This is a genomic window from Rhodococcus sp. Leaf233 (assembly GCF_001426165.1).
GTDB classification, from domain to species: Bacteria; Actinomycetota; Actinomycetes; order Mycobacteriales; family Mycobacteriaceae; genus Rhodococcoides; species Rhodococcoides fascians.
On the sequence record NZ_LMRO01000001.1, the window covers coordinates 351,010 to 368,269 of the forward strand.

At 64.2% G+C, this 17,260-nt stretch carries 18 protein-coding genes; 9 read left to right on the plus strand and 9 right to left on the minus strand.

Features of this window, described 5'->3' with window-relative positions:
• Positions 1-84 precede the first annotated feature (84 nt).
• Both ASH04_RS01680 and ASH04_RS01685 read right to left on the minus strand, forming a co-directional pair.
• Positions 85-723 (minus strand): 3-oxoacid CoA-transferase subunit B, encoded by a 639-nt coding sequence (locus ASH04_RS01680; protein ID WP_057472599.1) that lies wholly within the window; start codon positions 721-723, stop codon positions 85-87.
• Entirely contained in the window at positions 720-1,481 is a 762-nt protein-coding gene (locus tag ASH04_RS01685) for a CoA transferase subunit A (protein WP_057472600.1), read from the minus strand. The genes ASH04_RS01680 and ASH04_RS01685 overlap by 4 nt, the downstream gene beginning before the upstream one ends.
• 141 nt (positions 1,482-1,622) lie before the next feature.
• On the opposite strand from ASH04_RS01685, the gene ASH04_RS01690 reads away from it, so the two are divergent.
• Positions 1,623-2,405 carry an IclR family transcriptional regulator gene (locus ASH04_RS01690; protein ID WP_235579900.1) on the plus strand — a complete coding sequence of 261 codons (783 nt, stop codon included), beginning with the start codon at positions 1,623-1,625 and terminating at the stop codon, positions 2,403-2,405.
• Here ASH04_RS01690 and ASH04_RS01695 read toward each other — a convergent pair.
• The gene (locus ASH04_RS01695) at positions 2,402-2,656 is read right to left on the minus strand and encodes a hypothetical protein (protein ID WP_057472601.1); all 255 of its coding nucleotides are present in this window, start codon (positions 2,654-2,656) and stop codon (positions 2,402-2,404) included. The two genes, ASH04_RS01690 and ASH04_RS01695, sit on opposite strands and share 4 nt — an antisense overlap.
• Before the next feature lie 9 nt (positions 2,657-2,665).
• Positions 2,666-3,631, minus strand: coding sequence for an arsenic resistance protein (locus ASH04_RS01700; RefSeq protein WP_027494420.1), 966 nt, complete (start codon positions 3,629-3,631; stop codon positions 2,666-2,668).
• A 211-nt stretch (positions 3,632-3,842) separates the two neighbouring features.
• On the opposite strand from ASH04_RS01700, the gene ASH04_RS01705 reads away from it, so the two are divergent.
• A complete protein-coding gene (locus ASH04_RS01705; protein ID WP_057472602.1) occupies positions 3,843-5,849 on the plus strand; it encodes an HNH endonuclease signature motif containing protein in 2,007 nt (668 codons plus the stop codon).
• Between the two features lie 24 nt (positions 5,850-5,873).
• Here the strand turns inward: ASH04_RS01705 and ASH04_RS01710 are convergent, their stop codons facing one another.
• Both ASH04_RS01710 and ASH04_RS01715 read right to left on the minus strand, forming a co-directional pair.
• Positions 5,874-7,694 (minus strand): pyridoxamine 5'-phosphate oxidase family protein, encoded by a 1,821-nt coding sequence (locus tag ASH04_RS01710; RefSeq protein WP_162247512.1) that lies wholly within the window; start codon positions 7,692-7,694, stop codon positions 5,874-5,876.
• Between the two features lie 134 nt (positions 7,695-7,828).
• A complete protein-coding gene (locus tag ASH04_RS01715; protein ID WP_032369354.1) occupies positions 7,829-8,710 on the minus strand; it encodes an alpha/beta fold hydrolase in 882 nt (293 codons plus the stop codon).
• A gap of 86 nt (positions 8,711-8,796) precedes the next feature.
• Here ASH04_RS01715 and ASH04_RS01720 point away from each other — a divergent pair, with 86 nt between their 5' ends.
• Positions 8,797-9,312, plus strand: a complete 516-nt coding sequence (locus ASH04_RS01720; protein WP_057472604.1) for a CGNR zinc finger domain-containing protein — start codon at positions 8,797-8,799, stop codon at positions 9,310-9,312.
• 190 nt (positions 9,313-9,502) lie between these two features.
• Here the strand turns inward: ASH04_RS01720 and ASH04_RS01725 are convergent, their stop codons facing one another.
• A complete protein-coding gene (locus tag ASH04_RS01725; RefSeq protein WP_027494415.1) occupies positions 9,503-10,648 on the minus strand; it encodes an NADH:flavin oxidoreductase in 1,146 nt (381 codons plus the stop codon).
• A 65-nt stretch (positions 10,649-10,713) separates the two neighbouring features.
• Between ASH04_RS01725 and ASH04_RS01730 the strand changes: the two genes are divergently transcribed.
• From ASH04_RS01730 to ASH04_RS01745, 4 genes are all read left to right on the plus strand, one after another.
• Complete coding sequence (locus ASH04_RS01730) at positions 10,714-11,535, plus strand: sulfurtransferase (protein WP_057472605.1); 822 nt, start codon at positions 10,714-10,716, stop codon at positions 11,533-11,535.
• A gap of 72 nt (positions 11,536-11,607) precedes the next feature.
• Positions 11,608-12,435 (plus strand): SDR family oxidoreductase, encoded by an 828-nt coding sequence (locus ASH04_RS01735; RefSeq protein WP_027494413.1) that lies wholly within the window; start codon positions 11,608-11,610, stop codon positions 12,433-12,435.
• Between the two features lie 62 nt (positions 12,436-12,497).
• Positions 12,498-13,643, plus strand: a complete 1,146-nt coding sequence (locus ASH04_RS01740) for an acyl-CoA dehydrogenase family protein (RefSeq protein ID WP_239536539.1) — start codon at positions 12,498-12,500, stop codon at positions 13,641-13,643.
• A 44-nt stretch (positions 13,644-13,687) separates the two neighbouring features.
• Positions 13,688-14,671 carry an ABC transporter substrate-binding protein gene (locus tag ASH04_RS01745; protein ID WP_082519134.1) on the plus strand — a complete coding sequence of 328 codons (984 nt, stop codon included), beginning with the start codon at positions 13,688-13,690 and terminating at the stop codon, positions 14,669-14,671.
• Here the strand turns inward: ASH04_RS01745 and ASH04_RS27485 are convergent.
• Both ASH04_RS27485 and ASH04_RS01760 read right to left on the minus strand, forming a co-directional pair.
• Positions 14,668-15,696: a TIGR03086 family metal-binding protein gene (locus ASH04_RS27485; RefSeq protein WP_082519135.1), complete on the minus strand. Its 1,029-nt coding sequence runs from the start codon at positions 15,694-15,696 to the stop codon at positions 14,668-14,670. The genes ASH04_RS01745 and ASH04_RS27485 overlap by 4 nt on opposite strands.
• Positions 15,693-16,049: an ArsR/SmtB family transcription factor gene (locus ASH04_RS01760; protein WP_032364507.1), complete on the minus strand. Its 357-nt coding sequence runs from the start codon at positions 16,047-16,049 to the stop codon at positions 15,693-15,695. Before ASH04_RS01760 ends, ASH04_RS27485 begins: the two co-directional genes overlap by 4 nt.
• A gap of 149 nt (positions 16,050-16,198) precedes the next feature.
• Between ASH04_RS01760 and ASH04_RS01765 the strand changes: the two genes are divergently transcribed.
• A complete protein-coding gene (locus ASH04_RS01765) occupies positions 16,199-16,798 on the plus strand; it encodes a DJ-1/PfpI family protein (protein WP_027494408.1) in 600 nt (199 codons plus the stop codon).
• The gene (locus ASH04_RS01770) at positions 16,795-17,259 is read left to right on the plus strand and encodes a MarR family winged helix-turn-helix transcriptional regulator (RefSeq protein ID WP_027494407.1); all 465 of its coding nucleotides are present in this window, start codon (positions 16,795-16,797) and stop codon (positions 17,257-17,259) included. Before ASH04_RS01765 ends, ASH04_RS01770 begins: the two co-directional genes overlap by 4 nt.
• The last annotated feature ends 1 nt before the right edge of the window (position 17,260 follow it).

Below are 17,260 nucleotides of genomic sequence, written 5' to 3' on the forward strand. Positions count from 1 at the left end.
TGGGCCCGAGCGTCTTCGGACGTTCGGGCCCACAGTGCTGTTCGGACGGCTGTCAGTGCTTCGGTGCTTCGGTGCTTCAGTGCTTCAGTGCTTCAGGGTTGATCCGGTTGCGGCGATGACCTGTTCGGTGGTCACGCCCGGTGCCAGTTCCACCAGCTTCAGCGTGCCGTTGCCGACGACGTCAATGACGGCCAGGTTGGTGATGATGCGGTCGACGACGCCCTGGCCGGTCAGCGGCAGGGTGCACGCGTCGAGGATCTTCGGATTGCCGTCGCGGTCGGTGTGTTCCATGACCACGATGACGCGTCGAGCCCCGTGCACCAGGTCCATCGCGCCGCCCATGCCCTTGACCATCTTGCCGGGGACCATCCAGTTGGCGAGGTCGCCGTTACGGGAGACCTGCATGCCGCCGAGAACGGCTGTGTCGATGTGGCCGCCTCGGATCATGCCGAAGCTCAGCGACGAATCGAAGTACGACGCACCGGGATTGACGGTGACGGTCTCCTTTCCGGCATTGATGAGGTTGGCGTCGACCTCGTCCTCGGTGGGGTAGGGGCCGGTGCCGAGGATGCCGTTCTCCGAATGCAGAGTGACGTTCACCTTGTCGGTGAGGTAGCCCGGGATCAGCGTCGGCAAGCCGATGCCGAGGTTGACGTATTCGCCGTCGACCATCTCGGCCGCCGCACGCTCGGCCATCCGGTCTCGGGTCCATCCTGCGGTCATGCTCGAACTCCTGAACTGACGGTGCGCTTTTCGATGCGCTTGTCCTGTGGACCGGTATGTACGACACGTTGGACGAACACTCCGGGAAGATGCACCTGGGCCGGGTCGATTTCGCCCGGCTCGACGAGCTTCTCCACCTGAGCGATGGTGATCCTGCCCGCCATCGCTGCCAGCGGGTTGAAGTTCATCGCTGTCTTGTCGAACACGAGATTGCCTGCGGTGTCGCCGATCTCGGCGTGCACTAGAGCGAAATCGGCGTTGATCGCCTCCTCGAGCACGTAGCGTTTGTTGCCGAACACCCGTGTTTCCTTGGGCGGTGACTCGATCGAGACGGAACCGTCGACGTTGTAGCGCCACGGCATTCCGCCGTCGGCGATGGGGCTGCCGACCCCGGCGGGGGTGAAGAAGGCGGGAATGCCGGTGCCGCCGGCGCGGAGACGCTCGGCGAGCGTGCCCTGCGGTGTCAATTCCACTTCGAGTTCGCCGGCGAGGTACTGCCGGGCGAACTCCTTGTTCTCGCCGACGTACGACGCAGTGACGCGGCGAATACGTCCGGCTGCCAACAGAATTCCCAATCCGTAGCCGTCGACGCCGCAGTTGTTGGAGAACACCTCCAATTCGTCCGCGTCGGTGTCGGTGATGGCCTCGATGAGGGCATCGGGGATGCCGCACAGGCCGAAGCCGCCGACCGCGATGGTCGCTCCTCTACCGATGTCCGCCACCGCGTCGGCTGCGGAGTCGTAGGTCTTTCCTGTCACGTGAACTCCTGATGTGTTCGTTGAGCAAACGATGGGTCCAGTGAACTCGACCTGCGGGCATTGCGGAGGTGTTGGGAAATTCTGCTCGATTGTCGAACATGAAGTGCGTCGGCGTTCACTCAGTGGACGTACAGTGGTGCGGTGACTGTGCTCGATGCCAACGCAGGCGTCATCGCCAAAGTGTGTGCTCTGCTGCGTGCCGCCAGTGCGGCGGAGGCGGCCGGTACCTCGACCACCGAGTTGGCGAGGTCTGCTGGCGTTGCGCGGCCGACGGCGCATCGGCTGTTGACGGAATTGGCCGACGAGGGATTCGTCGACCGCGATACGGGAACCGGACGGTGGGCACTGGGACCGGAAATCTATCTCCTCGGCTCCATGGCCGCGTTGCGCTACGACGTCACCGATCAGGCCCGAGATATCGTGCAGGACTTGGCAATGCGGAGCGGCGAGAGCGCGTTCCTGTCCGCGCGTCGAGGTGGCGAGACGGTGTGTCTGCTTCGGGTGGAGGGCAGCTTCCCGCTACGGTCGCATGTGCTGTACGAGGGCATCCGATTACCGCTGGGTGTGGCCTCCGCAGGCTTGGCCGTTCTCGCTCATCTCCCGGACCGCGAGGTCGACGACTACCTCGACGGAGTCGATCTGGTGCCCGAGTGGGGAGCCGATCATTCGGAGTCGGCGATTCGCCACCGGATCGAGCAGACGCGGTCCTCGGGCTACGCCGTCAACCCGGCGTTGCTCGTGGAAGGCAGCTGGGGACTGGGCGCGGCGGTGTTCGACCGCGGCCGCAGGCCGGCATGGGCGTTGAGTCTGACCGGTGTGGAAACGAGGTTTCGAGAGGACAGACGTCGGGAGTTGGGAAAGATGCTGCTCGACGCGGCGCATCGGCTCACCCTGCAGGTGGGCACCCGTCCTGATCCGATCTAGCCGTCCAGTTCTTCGAGAATGTCTGCGGCATCCTGGCTTCCGCCGGCTGCCAGCCGCTGCAGTTCGTCGCGGTCCTCGCGCTCTCCGGCGCTTTCGACGAGGATGTCGACGGCGTCGCTGTTGCCGGCTGCGGCAAGTGAACGCAGATCGTCGACGGTGCCCTGCTCCACCAATTCGTCGATCGCGTCCTGGTCACCGCCCGCAGCCCGTGCACGTAGCGCGGTCAGGTCGGATGGCGTGGGTTCGGTCATGTACGGAGTTTAAGTCGCCCGTGCGAGGCGAGGAACAATTCTGACGTACGCGATCATGCCGATCAGCTCCACCAACGTCTGCGTCACCACAACGACTGCGGCGAGGGAAAGAGCCGGCGGCAGCGCGAGCGCGAGAGGCAGCACCACCAGCGAGTTCCGGGTCGCCCCGGAGAAGATCAAAGCCCGGGTCGCGGGCACGTCCTGGCGGGTGACCCGAGCCGTCGCGAGTCCCACGACGGCCATGACGACCAGAAACGCCACGAAGATCGGCACTGCTGCGATCAGCTGAGATGCCTCGCTGCGGACTGCGTCGGCTTGAGATGCGACGACGACTGCGAGGGTTGCCATCATGATCGGCACCATTGCCGCGGCCATGGCGTCCATGATGTGAGTGCCGAGGCGTGTGCGTCGTGCCAACCACTGCGTTGCCGCAGCCAATGTCAGTGGCAGCGCGATCAGTAGGACGAACGCCTCGACGAACGGTGCGACGTCGACGATCTCCATTACCTCGGATCCGACAAACAACCAGAGGTAGAGCGGCAAGAACGCGATCTGCAGCAGCATCAGTAATGGAGCAGCGGCGAGAAGTCGTTCCGATGCCGCCCCGGCCAATCCGCTGAAGACGATGACGTAGTCGATGCACGGAGCCAACAGCACGAGAAGTATCCCGACGAGCACCGCTTCGTTACTCGCAACGAACCGGGTCAGTGCGAACACGACGATCGGGACGAGTACGAAATTGAGCACCACGACGCTCAGCAAGAAATTCCGGTCGCGTAGCGAATCGCCGATGGCGGAGAACGGAACTGCGAGGAACGTTGCGTAGAGCAAGACGATCAGCGCCGGATTGATGGCGATCTCGAATGCGGGAGCCGATGCCGGTGCCGCCAACCCGACAACAACTCCGACGGCCAACGCCAGTAGGTACAGCGGGATCTGGAACTTCTCCAGCCACGCCACTGCCGAACCGGTCACGTGGTACTCGTCGATGAAGTGCAGAGGGTGGGCACGTACCGAGGATAGGCGTTGTCGAGTATTCGGGGGATGTGGCTCGGGTACGCGATCATCGCCGCGTCGGTCCGACGACCTGGGGTTCGACGGGTCCGGCGTTCTTGTCGGTGGGTCGGGATACTCTTCTTCCAGTTCGAACATGCGTTCTTGTTTCGATTCACTGGGGGGTGAAGAGATGGCGATACCGACGGTGTCGTTGGATGCGTTGACCGCTGCTGCGCGGGAAGAGAATCGGCTGGCGGCTCGCAAGATTTCCGCGTGCTACTCCGTCCATCGGAGCTGGATCACTCTCGACACCAAGCACAAGCACTACAGCCGGTATGGGCGCACCGAGATGGCGGTGGCGTTGGGGTGTTCGGCGACGGTCGCCGAGGCGTATGTCTCGGTCGGGGTCGCCCTGCACACTCGACTGCCGCTGGTGAAGAATGTATTCGAGGCTGGGGAGATCGACCTTCCGCGAGTGAGGGTGGTGTGCCGGATCCTCGACAACCTCTCCGACGACATCGTGAAGTCGGTCGAGGACGAGATCGTCGAAACAGCCCGCCGGTCGTCACCGGGGCCGCTGGAGAAGGAGATCTGGGACATTCTGCTGCGGGTGGCACCGGAGGAAGCGGCAGCGTTGCGGGAGTTCGCGAAGAGGTTCCGCAATGTTTCTTACGCCCCGGCTGGGGAGTTGGCGCGGATCCGAGCAGAATTGACCGCCCCCGAAGCCGCGGCCGCATGGCAGCTCCTGGAGGAAATGGCCGACACGCTCTGCCCGAAAGACCCACGCGGCAAACAGGATCGGCTGTGTGACGCCTTCATGGCGCGGATGCACGGAGAACCCCGGCTGGTATGCCTGTGTCAACGAGCGGACTGCCCGAAGAAAGATGCAGAGCTGCCGGATCGTCGGGTGCCGTTGACGATGGTCACCGTCGACATCGCAACGCTGATCGGACTGTTGGCGAATCCTGCGTACCTGGCCGGGCACGGATCCATCGATCCCGACCTCGCGCGGGAGTTGGCGCGCAACAGTCACTGGCAGGTCCTGCTCACCGAGGCGGTGACGTTGGCAGAGAAACTCGGACTGGCAGTGCAGAACCCGGAAACCGGGGAATGGGAACGGCGCTCGGCAGAAACGACAGCCGAGCCGAGTGCGGCAGAGCCCGAGCCGGCAGAGCGCGACGCAACAGAGCCTGACGCGCCAGAGCCTGACGCGACACAAACCAACGCGGAACCGAATGCAGCGAAACCGGATACGCGAGTAACGCGGACGGATACTGGCCCTGGCACTGGCACTGGCAGCGCAACGAACACAGCAGCGCCACTACCGTCGATACCGCCACCTCCAGTACCGCCACCGTCGCTACCGGACCCAGGACCGCATCCCGGCGCAGGGCCCGTTCAGGGTTCGGGTTCGGTTGCTGCAGAATCGCATTCGACGCCAGACCCGACACCGCCTGAGCCGACCGAATACGACGAGACCCAGCACCGGCAACGACGTCGGAATGCCTTGGCGTCCGTTGCAGCCCTGTTCTGTACTCACACACCCGTCGGCAGGGGCACACGGCACAGCTCTGCCCTCGACCTATCCTCGGCGGTCCGCCCCGACAACCCGACGATCCGCCCCGCAGGCTGTACCGCACAGCGGCCTTCCTCCGGCATCTACCTCGGCAATGCATCCCTTGCCGCAGCACTCGAAGCCGCCATCGCCGCCGACCCCACTCTCGGGAAATCCGTAGCACGTGACCCCCTGACCGACCGAGCGCTGATCTACCGACCTGACGCCCTCACCACCGCCGCCGTCCGGCTACGCGATCGCCATTGCCGCTTTCCTGGCTGCCACCGACCTGCCGAACGCTGCCAACTCGACCACATCATCGCCTTCGATCACGCCAATCCACTCGGCGGCGGCTGGACGACAGTCAACAACCTCCAATGCCTCTGCGAATACCACCACAGCGTCAAAACCGCAGGCTACTGGACCGCCGTTATGCTCCCCGGTGGCGCGGTTCTGTGGACCTCCACCTCGAGGACCGCCCGAATCACCCTGCCCGCCAACGGAACAGCCGTACCCATCATCGGCAACGACCTCCGGCCGTACATACCCACCAAGCCCAAACGATCTGGCATCATCGCCTACCCCGACCCACCGGACAACGAACAGCCCGAGACAGACGACACGACAGCACCGCCCTTCTAGAGGCCGCGTTCTTAGGTGCAGCGTTCAGTAGTCGAACGCCTCGAACCTGACGTCTTCACCGGCCACCCACTTCAGAACTGCTTGGTGCAGAGGCCGATCCGCGCACACGTAGAACTGTCGTCGCCCCACGTGGCCTACGGCTTTGACGTCGGACTCGGTCATTCGTCGTATGTATGTCCGGGCTCGGAGCTGTTCGAGAGTGCGTGCCTTGGCATGCCCGTCGGTGTCCAACTGTCCGGTGATGAACACCGTGATCGCCATCCCCAAGTGGCCGACCTGCTCGATGACGTCGACGGCGAGAGCCAGGTCCTCTGCGCGGATGCTCCACAGCAGGGTCAGCGCGAGTCCGGATTCGTGGGCAGCATGCGCCTGCGCCATGAAGGGCGTGATCCCGATCCCCGATGCCACGACCACTACGTCGTCGGTATCGGGCTGCGTATCGGCGTATCTGGTGTCGTCCTCGCCGCCGAAGCCCATGACAGGGACGGCCAGGTCCGACCCTGGAGTCCACCGCGACAGCAGGCGGCTGACCGGTCCGTGCTCCCGAACGGTTATCTCGAATACATTGCTGCCCGAAGTGTTCGGTTCGCTGGACACCGTGAACGTTCTGATGAAGTCGTCGTTGAGGGAGCTCGGGTCATGATCGCGCATGTGCGACCAGCCACGATCGAGTCGATGCGAGAAGTCGAGGGTGACGTGTTGCCCTGCACTCCATCGCACCGGCGTCGACGACTCGCCCGGAGAAAGCCGGAATGTGTAGCGCGATATCGTCGGTGTGATCGGCAGCTTGTGGATCAGCGAGGCAAGCATTCTGTCCGCTGATCTGGGCCGCCGGCCCGAACCTCCGACCTCGCGGGCCAATCTTCGAACCGGCGGGTTGTACGGCGACGGGTCGAGCAGCGTGCCTCGGAATGCAAGGCCCTCTCTTACGAAGCGCACTGCCTCGATATCGATCCGTACAGCCATACTGCTATGTGGCAGAACGCTTTCAGCGGCATCTCCGATCAGTACCTCTGCGCGTCCCGTCAGGTAGAGGATGTCGCCGGTGTCGAAATCGGGAAAGGTGAGTCCCACTGCCCGGTCGGAAGTGATGTTTCCCAACGTCTGGTAGAGGCGGTTCCCCGAGTACTCCGGGTACACCAGGGTCACGCCCTCCGTGTCGGAGTTGCTGAATATCCGGACGAATCCTGGTGCCCCACCGCGGATGTTGGTGTCCATGCTGTGGGCGCCGTGTCGGCTGGAGATGAGGAACGTGTCGGATCTGCCGATGAGGGCGAGGGCGTCGGCTGGTAGCGGGAGTGAATCGGCGATCAACTGCGGAGATGACGCGTAGGGTGTTATCGCCCGCTTGTTCAGATATTTGGGGCAGTTTCCGAGGGTTTCGTCGACTGCGACATTCACCTGCACGTCGATAGGTTCGCTGGTCTCCGAAGGCGTTGTGTTCGTTCGCCTTTCCAGCACCATCCCGTCGTGCAGCCGTCCCGCGATCTTGACCCGGCCCCTGTGCTCGAGATCGATGACGAGGCCCGAGACCAGCCTTCCTCGTTCGTTCGTGGCTTCGTCGCCCACGAGACCCTCGAGCACTGGGTCGGTACCCGTCCAGTGAGCGCCCGGATCTGCGGGGCGAGGTTCGAGCCGGGTCCGAAACCTCACTCGGAGAACACTGTCCGCGGCCACGGTTGCTGTTCCCGGAGCGCCTCCGAGCAGCGTTGTCCACACACGGCCGTCGACGCCGATCGTCCCCAGCGCCACGAGTGGGCTCCGGCTCATCCAGGGTCCGTATGCGGCGGGCAGCCCTGGGACAGTGGGGTTGTCCTCGTACGGCACCTGCAGAAGACGGTGCATCGTCTCCTCCCCTGGATGCCACTGGCTCGGCATGTGGTCGTCATCTGCTCGCATGACGTCTGGCCTTTCTCGGAGGCTGTTGGCATACATGGCTATTGGGAATAGCTGGTGCGGAATCGAGAACAAGTTCTCTATCAGGCTGCGTGTCGCGCCCCGGAAGATCGGTGCAGGAAGGTGGTGATCAGGGTGGCGACGTCGTCGAGGTGGCTTTCGAGGAGGAAGTGGCCCCCGTCCAGTAGATGAATTTCCGCGTCGGGGAGATCGCGCAGGAACGCGCGCGCGCCGTCGGGTCCGAAGATTTCGTCGTTCTTGCCCCAGACAGCAAGGAGCGGGGGACGGCAATCGCGAAAGTAGCGCTGCACCGCGGGATACAGGCGGACGTTGGTCGGATAGTCGGCGAACAGCCGCAGTTGGATCTCGTCGATGCCGGGGCGGGTGAGTAGCGCGTGGTCGTGGATCCAAGCGTCGGGACTCAGGAGCGTCGAATCGGAGACACCGTGGACGTACTGCCATCGGACCGCGTCCAGTTCGAGTGCTTCGCGCAACGGAGCCGCGGTTTCCGGTGTGCGGTTATTCGCGTAGGTCCATAGAGGAGCCCAGAACGAGTCGACGAACCCTTCCTCGTAGGCATTTCCGTTCTGGGTGACGATGGCGGTGATGCGATCGGGATGGCTGAGGGCGAGACGCCATCCGACGGGTGCGCCGTAGTCCTGGGTGTAGATCGCGTACCGGTCGAGACCCAGCTGCTCGAGGAGGTGATCGGTCACTGCGGTGAGCGCGTCGAAGGTGTAGTCGAAGTTGTCGACGGATGGAGCTGACGAGTATCCGAAGCCGATGAGGTCGGGTGCGATCACGTGAAAATGCTTGCCCAACAACGGGATGAGGTGGCGGAACATGAAAGAGCTCGAGGGTGTTCCGTGCAGCAGCACGATGGTGGGATCGGCGGGATTGCCGGCCTCGCGGTAGAAGACTTCGAGTCCGTCGACGGTGGTGGTGTGGTGATGAACGGCGACCATGGATAACCCCTATGGGTAGTTGATGTGGTTACTTCCATGACGGAACCACACTGGCCGTAACCTGTCAAGCGGTCTATGATGGTTACATGGACACCGCGGAAGCACGGGCGATCGATGAGGCACTGCTGATCGACCTGCTCAACACCACACCGGTCGTGGATGATCAGCCGATCGATCTCCTGGCGGGCGACGCCGACGGCCGAGACTGGCTGAGTGCACGCGGCGGGACCGGAAGCGCCGAGGAGCTTCGGGTGTGTCGCGCTCTGCGTGACGACCTTCAGCGGGTGGTGCGGGGTGAGGCGTCACCGTCATCGCTGAGAACGTACTTGGATGGCCTCTCGCGGGTGCCGGTGCTGACCGATGACGCGCTGGACTGGAATCTGCAGGTAGCCGAGGATCGCCGACTGGCTGCGCGAATAGTGCTGGCCTGGGCGGAGATTCGTGAGACTATTCCCGGCGCACTGCGTCCGTGTGCGAATGACGAGTGCCGCCTGTTTCTCCTGGATCGCTCCCGTGCAGGCACCGCGCGGTGGTGTTCGATGGCCACGTGTGGCAACAAGATGAAGGCCCGACGGCACCGTGCTCGGGCAGCGGGCGACTGATTGTCGCGCGCCTCAGCGGGCGCAGGGCGATCGCCCTCGTCGCGAACATTCTGCTGGCCGGCGCGGGGTGTGCCGTCTCCTGCTCGGGCGCAACACGCGAGCCCACGATCGACCGATCGTGGGCTCGTCGTGCAGGAGGTGAGAGTCGCCCTCGGTCGCTAGGACCCGAGGGCGACCAGGGCTTGGGGTGTCAGACCAGGTTCCGAATGTGGTCGCGCGTGAATTCGATGCGCTCGTCGACGCGGCCGTCGCCGACCTTGTTCACCCACTCCGGATCGGAGAGCAGCGCGCGTCCGACGGCCACCAGATCGAACTCGCCGTCCTGGAACTGACCGGCCAGCGCGTCCAATCCCGTCACACCGGAGGCCGCGTCCTCCGACCATGCCGAGGTGAACACCGAATCGAGGCCCACGGAGCCGACAGTGATGGTCGGAACGCCGGTGAGCTTGCGCGTCCAACCGGCCAGACCGAGCTTGCCGTCCACTCCGTCCAGTTCGGGGAATGCCGGATCCCAGTGCCGCCGAGTCGAAGCATGCAGTACGTCCACGCCTGCGTCGACCAGCGGCGTGAGGACGCGATCGAGTTCGGCCGGGTTCTCTGCGAGTCGAGCGTCGAAGTGGTTGCTCTTCCACTGCGAGAAGCGGTACACGATGGCAAAGTCCTCACCCACCGCGGCGCGGATCGCGGCGACCACCTGTGCGGGGAAGCGGGTCCGAGCCTCGAGAGATCCGCCGAATTCGTCGTCACGCACATTGGTTGTTGCCCAGAGGAATTCGTCGAGGAGATAACCGTGAGCACCGTGCAGTTCCAGGCCGTCGAAGCCGGTGTTCTTCGCGTTGACGGCAGCCTGAACCCAGTGCGAGGTCAGTTCGTCGAGATCGGCGTCGGTGAAGGCGCGACCAACGGAGGAGCCGTCGAGAGCGATGCCGGACGGGCTGACGGTGGTGACGTCGGGGAACAGGCGTGGCTCGGTGCCGCGCTCGACTCCCAGGTGCCACAACTGCGGGATGATCGCGCTGCCCTCGGCGTGGACTGCATCGACGACGCCCTTCCATCCTTCGAGGCTGGCGTCGCCGTAGATCCTCGGTACGCGGGTGTGCGGTCCTGCGGCGGGGTCGGGGATGTACGTGCCCTCGGTGATGATGAGGCCGGTGCCGCCTGCTGCACGTTTGCGGTAATACTCCGCCACGTCCGGGCCGGGGATGCCGTCGGGCGAGAACGCCCTCGTCATCGGCGCCATGGCGAAGCGGTTGCGCAGCTTCAGCGACTTGACTTCGAACGGCTCGAAGAGCCCGGCGGTGGACAGGTGCGGTGTTGTCGTTGCAGTTTCGGTCACGCCTGCGCACAACCTGGTCGGACTCCGAGCTATTCCCCCTCCCGGACTGTTAGCGTCGAAACACTATGAGCCAGTCGCCGCTGATATCAGCTTCCGAATTGCACGGTCTGTTCGAGATGGGTCGCGGCCCCGTGGTCCTGGACATTCGGTGGACCCTTCAAAACGGTAGCGACAGAGCAGGTTACGAGGCGGGGCACATCCCGACCGCGCAATTCGTCGATCTCGGTACGGAACTGGCGGCACCGCCGGACGATCGTGGCCGCCATCCGCTGCCCGATGCGGACACGTTCGTCGCGGCGATGCGGGGAGCCGGAGTCGGCGACGATTCCGCGGTGGTGGTCTACGACGCGGGGCCGGCAACTGCGGCTGCGCGGGCCTGGTGGTTGCTCCGCTACTTCGGTCACCGGGATGTGCGCGTCCTCGACGGCGGGTTCGCGCGATGGGTCGACGAGGGATATTCCGTCGGCACCGAGCCCTCGATCGTGGCGGCCGGATCGTTCACGGCGCGGCCGCCGCTGGCCCGGGTCCTCGAAGTCGGGGACGTGCTGGCCTTCGCACGCGAGAACGTCCTGCTCGACGCCCGCGCACCCGAGCGATTCCGCGGCGAGGTCGAGCCAGTCGATCCGGTGGCCGGCCACATCCCCGGGGCGATCAACAGGCCGACGACCGACAATGTCGATTCCGACGGGCGCTTCCTGCCCCCGGAGGTACTCGATGGCGCATTCGGTGGACTCGTGCCGAAGGGCAAGGACGTCGCCGTCTACTGCGGCTCGGGCGTGACCGCTGCACATCAGGTTCTCGCACTGGAGTTGGCAGGTATCGATGCGGCGTTGTATCCCGGCTCGTGGTCGGGTTGGATCGCCGATCCGACGCGGCCGAGGGCATGACACACCGGCGCTGAGCTGGCAGTTCATTCAACCAGGGTTGAACTTGAATCTGACTTCAACTATACCTGGGGAATGAAGGTTGCAGGCAAGGTCGCCATCGTCACCGGAGGTGGTGGCGGAATCGGCGGAGCCATCGCCGCCAGACTCACCGAACACGGAGCCCGCGTCGTCGTCTCCGATGTGGACGAGTCCACGGCCCGATCCGTGGTCGACGCCATCGAGCGAGACCGGCCGGGCACAGCCGTCGCTGCCGCGGCCGACGCGTCGGACATCGGGGATATCGAGCGGCTGATCGCGGTCGCCGAAGAGTCGTTCGGTCCGGTCGATCTGTATTTCGCAAACGCCGGCATCAGTGGTGCCCCCGGGCTCGACGCCAGCGAACAGGACTGGGACCTGTCCTTCGACGTCAATGTGCGCGCACACATCCGCGCTGCGCAGCTGTTGGTGCCCGGTTGGCTCGAACGTGGTGAGGGCTACTTCGTCAGTACGGCCTCGGCAGCGGGCTTGCTCACCCAGATCGGTTCCGCGACATACGCGACGACCAAGCATGCTGCGGTCGGGTTCGCCGAATGGCTCAACGTCACCTACGGCAATCGGGGCATTCGCGTCAGCTGCCTGTGCCCGATGGGCGTCAATACCAAGCTGCTCTACGAAGGCCGCGAATCGGGAGATGCCTTGGGAGCGGCCGCAACTGCCGCGGTACTGAGCGCGGGCGCTGTGCTGGAGCCGCTCGACGTCGCCGACGTGGTGCTCGACGCGATGGACCGGGAGCAGTTCCTGATCCTGCCCCACGAGAACGTACTGGACATGTACCGCAACAAAGGTGCCGATTACGACCGGTGGTTGCGCGGCATGCGCCGCTACCAGGACAGCTTGCTCGACAACCAACAGGGGAACTGAACGTGGCATTTTTCGAGACCAGCGACCGCGCAAAGAAGTACGAGTCGGATCTGTTGGAGTTCATGGACTCTCACGTCTATCCGGCGGAGGCGGTGTACGAGCAACAGATGCTCGAAGCCGGTGACCCGCACTTCCATCCCCCGATTCTCGAGGACCTGAAGAAGGAAGCGCGCTCGCGTGGACTGTGGAATCTGTTCCATCCGCACCCCGAGTGGGGCCCCGGCCTGACCAACCTCGAATACGCTCCGCTGGCCGAGATCATGGGCCGCAGCCTGCTCGCCCCCGAGGCATGCAATTGCAACGCACCCGACACGGGCAACATGGAGGTGTTCACACTCTTCGGTACCGACGAGCACAAAGAGAAGTACCTGAAGCCGTTGCTGGACGGCAAGATTCGCTCGGCCTTCGCGATGACCGAGCCCGACGTCGCCAGTTCCGATGCCACCAATATCGCAATGAAGATGGACCGCGACGGCGACGACTTCATCCTGAACGGGCGCAAATGGTGGACGTCGAACGCGATGCACAAGAACTGCAAGGTTCTGATCGTCATGGGCAAGACCGATCCCGAGGCAGCAACGCACCGGCAGCAGTCGATGCTCGTCGTGCCCATCGATGCGCCCGGCGTCACCGTGCTGCGCAACCTGCCCGTCTTCGGCTACGTCGACCGAGAGGGCCACGCCGAGGTTCTCTTCGAGGACGTGCGGGTGCCGGCGAAGGACGTGCTGAAGGGGCCGGGTGAGGGATTCGCCATCAGTCAGGCTCGGCTGGGGCCCGGCCGTATCCATCACGCGATGCGGACCATCGGTGTTGCGGAACGGGCGCTCGAATTACTTTGTCGCCGTGCGGTTTCACGGGTGACCTTCGGCAAGCCGGTCGCCATGCGTGCGAACATCCAGGACTGGATCGCCGAGGCGCGCATCGAGATCGAGAAGACGCGGCTGCTCACGTTCAAGGCCGCGTACCTGATGGACACCGTCGGAAACAAGGAAGCGCGTACCGAGATCGCAGCGATCAAAGTTGCTGCGCCCGAGATGGCGCTGAAGATCATCGACCGCGCCATTCAGGTGCACGGCGGAGGCGGAGTCAGCAACGACTTCCCGCTGGCGATGATGTACGCACACGTGCGGACGCTGCGGCTCGCCGACGGTCCCGACGAGGTACACAAGATGTCCATCGCGAAGATGGAGCTGCGCAAGTACATGTGAACGTAGCTCACCTCAGGAAGGCAAGGCTGTGCTAATTTCTGCCGATGACAAGGACCTTCCTGGGGTGCGCCTTTGCCGTCGCCACGGCCCTGACGCTGGCATCGTGCAGCAGCAACACCGCTGACGACGCCGGCTCCGACACCCGAAGCGTCACCGTCGACACACTCGCCGGACCCACGCAGATCACGGGAACGCCACAGCGCATCGTCGCATTCGGGCAGCAGTGGGTGGACGCGCTGCTCGAATTCGACGTGCAACCCGTCGGGTATGTCTCCGCCGGATCGAACGGCGACGAACGCGGGCTCTACCCCTGGCAGTCCGCAGTGGGTGCGGATGCCCAGATGCTCGATTCGGCCGCCGTCGATCAGGTGGGGGCTTCGGTGCCGACCGAGCAGATCGCGGCGCTACAGCCCGACCTGATCCTGCTGTCGGGGATACCGTCGATAGAGCCGTACAAGAGCTTGTCCGACGTCGCGCCCACGATATTTCCGAAGGCGGAGAAGGTCGAGACGTGGGAATCGCAGATCGAGACGCTCGGGCGGGTGCTCGATCGCGAGGACGATGCACAGAGCATCATCGACGAGGGGCATGCCGTCACCGATGGCATCCGTCAGCAGTACCCGGAGCTCGACGGTAAGTCGGCTGTGTTGTCGCAGTTCGTTTTCGACAGTCAGCAGCTTGCGGTCGTCGCCGACCCGGAGGACGGTGCCGCGAAGGTCTTCGACAGCATCGGTCTCGACGTCCCGCAGGATTTGGTGAACTCGCCCGACATCTCTCACGGCCGGATCGTGCTGAGCCCCGAACGGCTGGACGTTCTCACCGCAGACCTCGTGGTCATTCTCCCCAACGGCGGCACGCGCGAAGACCTCGAACAACTTCCGGGATTCACCAGCCTGCCCGCGGCGACCGGCGGCGGAGTTGCCGTCGTCGACTACGCGACGGTGGTGGGATTCAATACACCATCGAAAGCGTCGGTCGAGTTCTCGCTGAACAAGATTCGTCCGCAGCTCGAGGCTGTGGGTACCTAGTTGTCGGGTGACCAGGACGGGTCGCGTCCGATGAAGGCCATCAACCTGTCCTGGGCGGACGCGTTGTCGTCGACGTCGACGGCGGGGCCGAACTGCCCGCTCTCGCGGAGCACGCGGTCCATCGGTTTCATGGCGATCAGCGCTGCGGCGCAACGCTCTTCGCCGAGATCGGGTTCGCGTCCCAGGGCTTTGGCCAAGTCCCAGGTGTGCATCCACACATCAGCGGTATAGAACCGGTCGATCGCGTCTTCGACCGGCATGTCGCCGATGTGCGGATTGCTCAGGATGCGGCCCGCGGGGGCGTCGAGGATGGCTTGGATGTCGGCGGCGTGTCGCGCCCACGCGGCGGCAGGGTCGCGCGTCACGTCGAGTTCGGTGAGCTCGACACCCTCGACACCGCCGAGGAAACCACGTGACCAACCGACGAGGTGTTCGACGACACCCAGCGCGTTCCACTCCGGTACCGGACTGGGCCGAGACCACGCGTCCCCGGAAACGGATTCGACCAACGCCGTGAACGCGGCGGCGTCCCGTGCATGCTGTGCAGCCGGTCCCGTCAACAGTGCATCGAGTTTCTCGTAGCCCTCCCTGACTCCCACATCCATTCCGCTGGAGAGCATCCCGTCTCGGGTTGCGAAGTCGGACAGGACGCTCAGCACCCTCAATCGCGTGCCGCCGTCGTCGCGGGCCTCGAAAGCCATGGTCTCGAGGGCGACCGAATCCGGATCGCCTTCGTAGGTGAAGGTCCACACGATCCGCTCGTTCGCGCGAACCTCGTGGAAACTGCCGAAGAACGACGCGATCTCTTCGCCGTCGCGGTCGTTCGCGAACGACCATGCGCCACCGGTTCGTGCGTCCCACGCGATAATTCGCGTCGTCACCGACCGTGGGCCTACCCACTGCCGATACAGATCGGGGTCGACATGCGCGCGGAACACCTGCTCCGGCGACGCGTCGAACTGCCGGATGATCTCGATTGTGGGTACTTTGTCGTCCGCTACTATCTCGGTTTCGTGCTCGGTCATGACACGTCCTTCTGAGAGTCGTCTTGTGTTACAACGTGATCCAGCAGGTCGTCGAGCCGGCGGTAGCGCTGCTCGGCCTCCTGGCGATATCGCTCGATCCACTTCGCCATCAGTCCGAACACCTCCGCATCCAAGTGCACCGGTCTGCGCTGGGCGTCTTTGCTGCGCGTCACCAGCCCGGCATCCTCGAGCACCTTCACGTGCTTGGAGACTGCCTGCAGGCTCATGTCGTACGGCTCGGCCAGTTCGCTGACGTTGGCGTCGGCACCCGCAAGCCGAGCAACCATGTCACGCCGAGTGGGGTCCGCCAACGCTGCAAAGGTTCGATTGAGCTGCTCGATACGGTCGTCCACGGTCACCCACTTCCTCGAATATAGCCAAGATATGCCCCTCGAGCTGTGTAGTCAACCAATTGGTTTACAAGGATCGCAGAAGGGTTGACAGCCTGCTGTCGTGCGCGCAGTATTGACAGCATCCTGTCAATCGACGTGAGGACCGTTCCGTGATCACCGTTGCGCTGTATGCCACCGACACCATGGCTGATTGGGAGTACGGCTACCTCATCGCCGGGCTCGCGATGGCCCGCGAGCAGAATCCCGACGCCAACCGGTTGCTCGTCGCATCGGAGTCGGGGGAGGCGGTGACGACGATGGGCGGCCTGAGGATTACCCCCGACGTCGCGTTGGCCGATCTTCCGTCCGTCGACGCGCTGATTCTGCCCGGTGCCGGCACGTGGGAATCCGCTAACGGGGCGGCGTTGGAACTGGCCGCCGAACTTGTTGCCGCGGGCACTCCGGTCGCAGCAATCTGCGGGGCAACCTACGGGCTAGCTCGGACCGGCCTGCTCGACGACCGGTCGCATACCTCGAATGCGGCCGAATTCCTCACTCAGGCTGCTGAATACCGCGGAGCGGAGCATTACCGTGAGGAGAAGGCAGTGTCCGACGGCACCGTCATCACCGCGGGAGCGACCGCACCGATCGAGTTCGCCAAGCTGGTGTTCGAGCGCCTGGAGGTGTTCCCGCAGCCCATCATCGACGCATGGTATGGGCTCTACACGACGGGGGAGCGCAGATTCTACGACCAGCTGACGGGCGCATGAGCCGACGAACGCCGGAGGGAGATGCGCTCACCGAGGTGGTCCTGCCGGTCTTCGAGCTCAACGGCGAATTCCTGGCTGCCGCACAGGACATCACCGAACCGACAGGATTGACGCCGGCCTGGTGGCAGGTTCTCGGGGCCACTCTCGACGAGCCGCTCTCGGTGGCCGACATTGCGCGACGCGTCGGTCTGGGTTTGGCGCGGCAAAGTGTGCAACGAACCGCAAACTTGTTGGTGGACAAGGGCTGGGCTGTCTACATCGAGAATCCGAACCACAAGCGAGCGAAGCTCCTCGAGCCCACCCCGAAGGGACGCGAGACCGTAGCCGCTCTGCGAGATGCTCAACACGCGTGGTCGGACGCCGTGGGCGCCGCGGTGGGTGAGGACGAATTGCGTTCTTTTGCACAGACTTTGGAGAAGATTGTTGCGGCATCCCGCGCCTACCGTGGTGGCCGTGCATAAT

What these genes read in the sequence shown, in the direction of transcription:
- ASH04_RS01695 (WP_057472601.1), bottom strand. Translation starts at nt 2,656, where the DNA reads ATGACCGAACCCACGCCATCCGACCTGACCGCGCTACGTGCACGGGCT.
- ASH04_RS01680 (WP_057472599.1), bottom strand. Translation starts at nt 723, where the DNA reads ATGACCGCAGGATGGACCCGAGACCGGATGGCCGAGCGTGCGGCGGCC.
- ASH04_RS01710 (WP_162247512.1), bottom strand. Translation starts at nt 7,694, where the DNA reads ATGCACCGTCTTCTGCAGGTGCCGTACGAGGACAACCCCACTGTCCCA.
- ASH04_RS01740 (WP_239536539.1), top strand. Translation starts at nt 12,498, where the DNA reads ATGGACTCTCACGTCTATCCGGCGGAGGCGGTGTACGAGCAACAGATG.
- ASH04_RS01745 (WP_082519134.1), top strand. Translation starts at nt 13,688, where the DNA reads ATGACAAGGACCTTCCTGGGGTGCGCCTTTGCCGTCGCCACGGCCCTG.
- ASH04_RS01730 (WP_057472605.1), top strand. Translation starts at nt 10,714, where the DNA reads ATGAGCCAGTCGCCGCTGATATCAGCTTCCGAATTGCACGGTCTGTTC.
- ASH04_RS01735 (WP_027494413.1), top strand. Translation starts at nt 11,608, where the DNA reads ATGAAGGTTGCAGGCAAGGTCGCCATCGTCACCGGAGGTGGTGGCGGA.
- ASH04_RS27485 (WP_082519135.1), bottom strand. Translation starts at nt 15,696, where the DNA reads ATGACCGAGCACGAAACCGAGATAGTAGCGGACGACAAAGTACCCACA.
- ASH04_RS01770 (WP_027494407.1), top strand. Translation starts at nt 16,795, where the DNA reads ATGAGCCGACGAACGCCGGAGGGAGATGCGCTCACCGAGGTGGTCCTG.
- ASH04_RS01720 (WP_057472604.1), top strand. Translation starts at nt 8,797, where the DNA reads ATGGACACCGCGGAAGCACGGGCGATCGATGAGGCACTGCTGATCGAC.
- ASH04_RS01705 (WP_057472602.1), top strand. Translation starts at nt 3,843, where the DNA reads ATGGCGATACCGACGGTGTCGTTGGATGCGTTGACCGCTGCTGCGCGG.
- ASH04_RS01715 (WP_032369354.1), bottom strand. Translation starts at nt 8,710, where the DNA reads ATGGTCGCCGTTCATCACCACACCACCACCGTCGACGGACTCGAAGTC.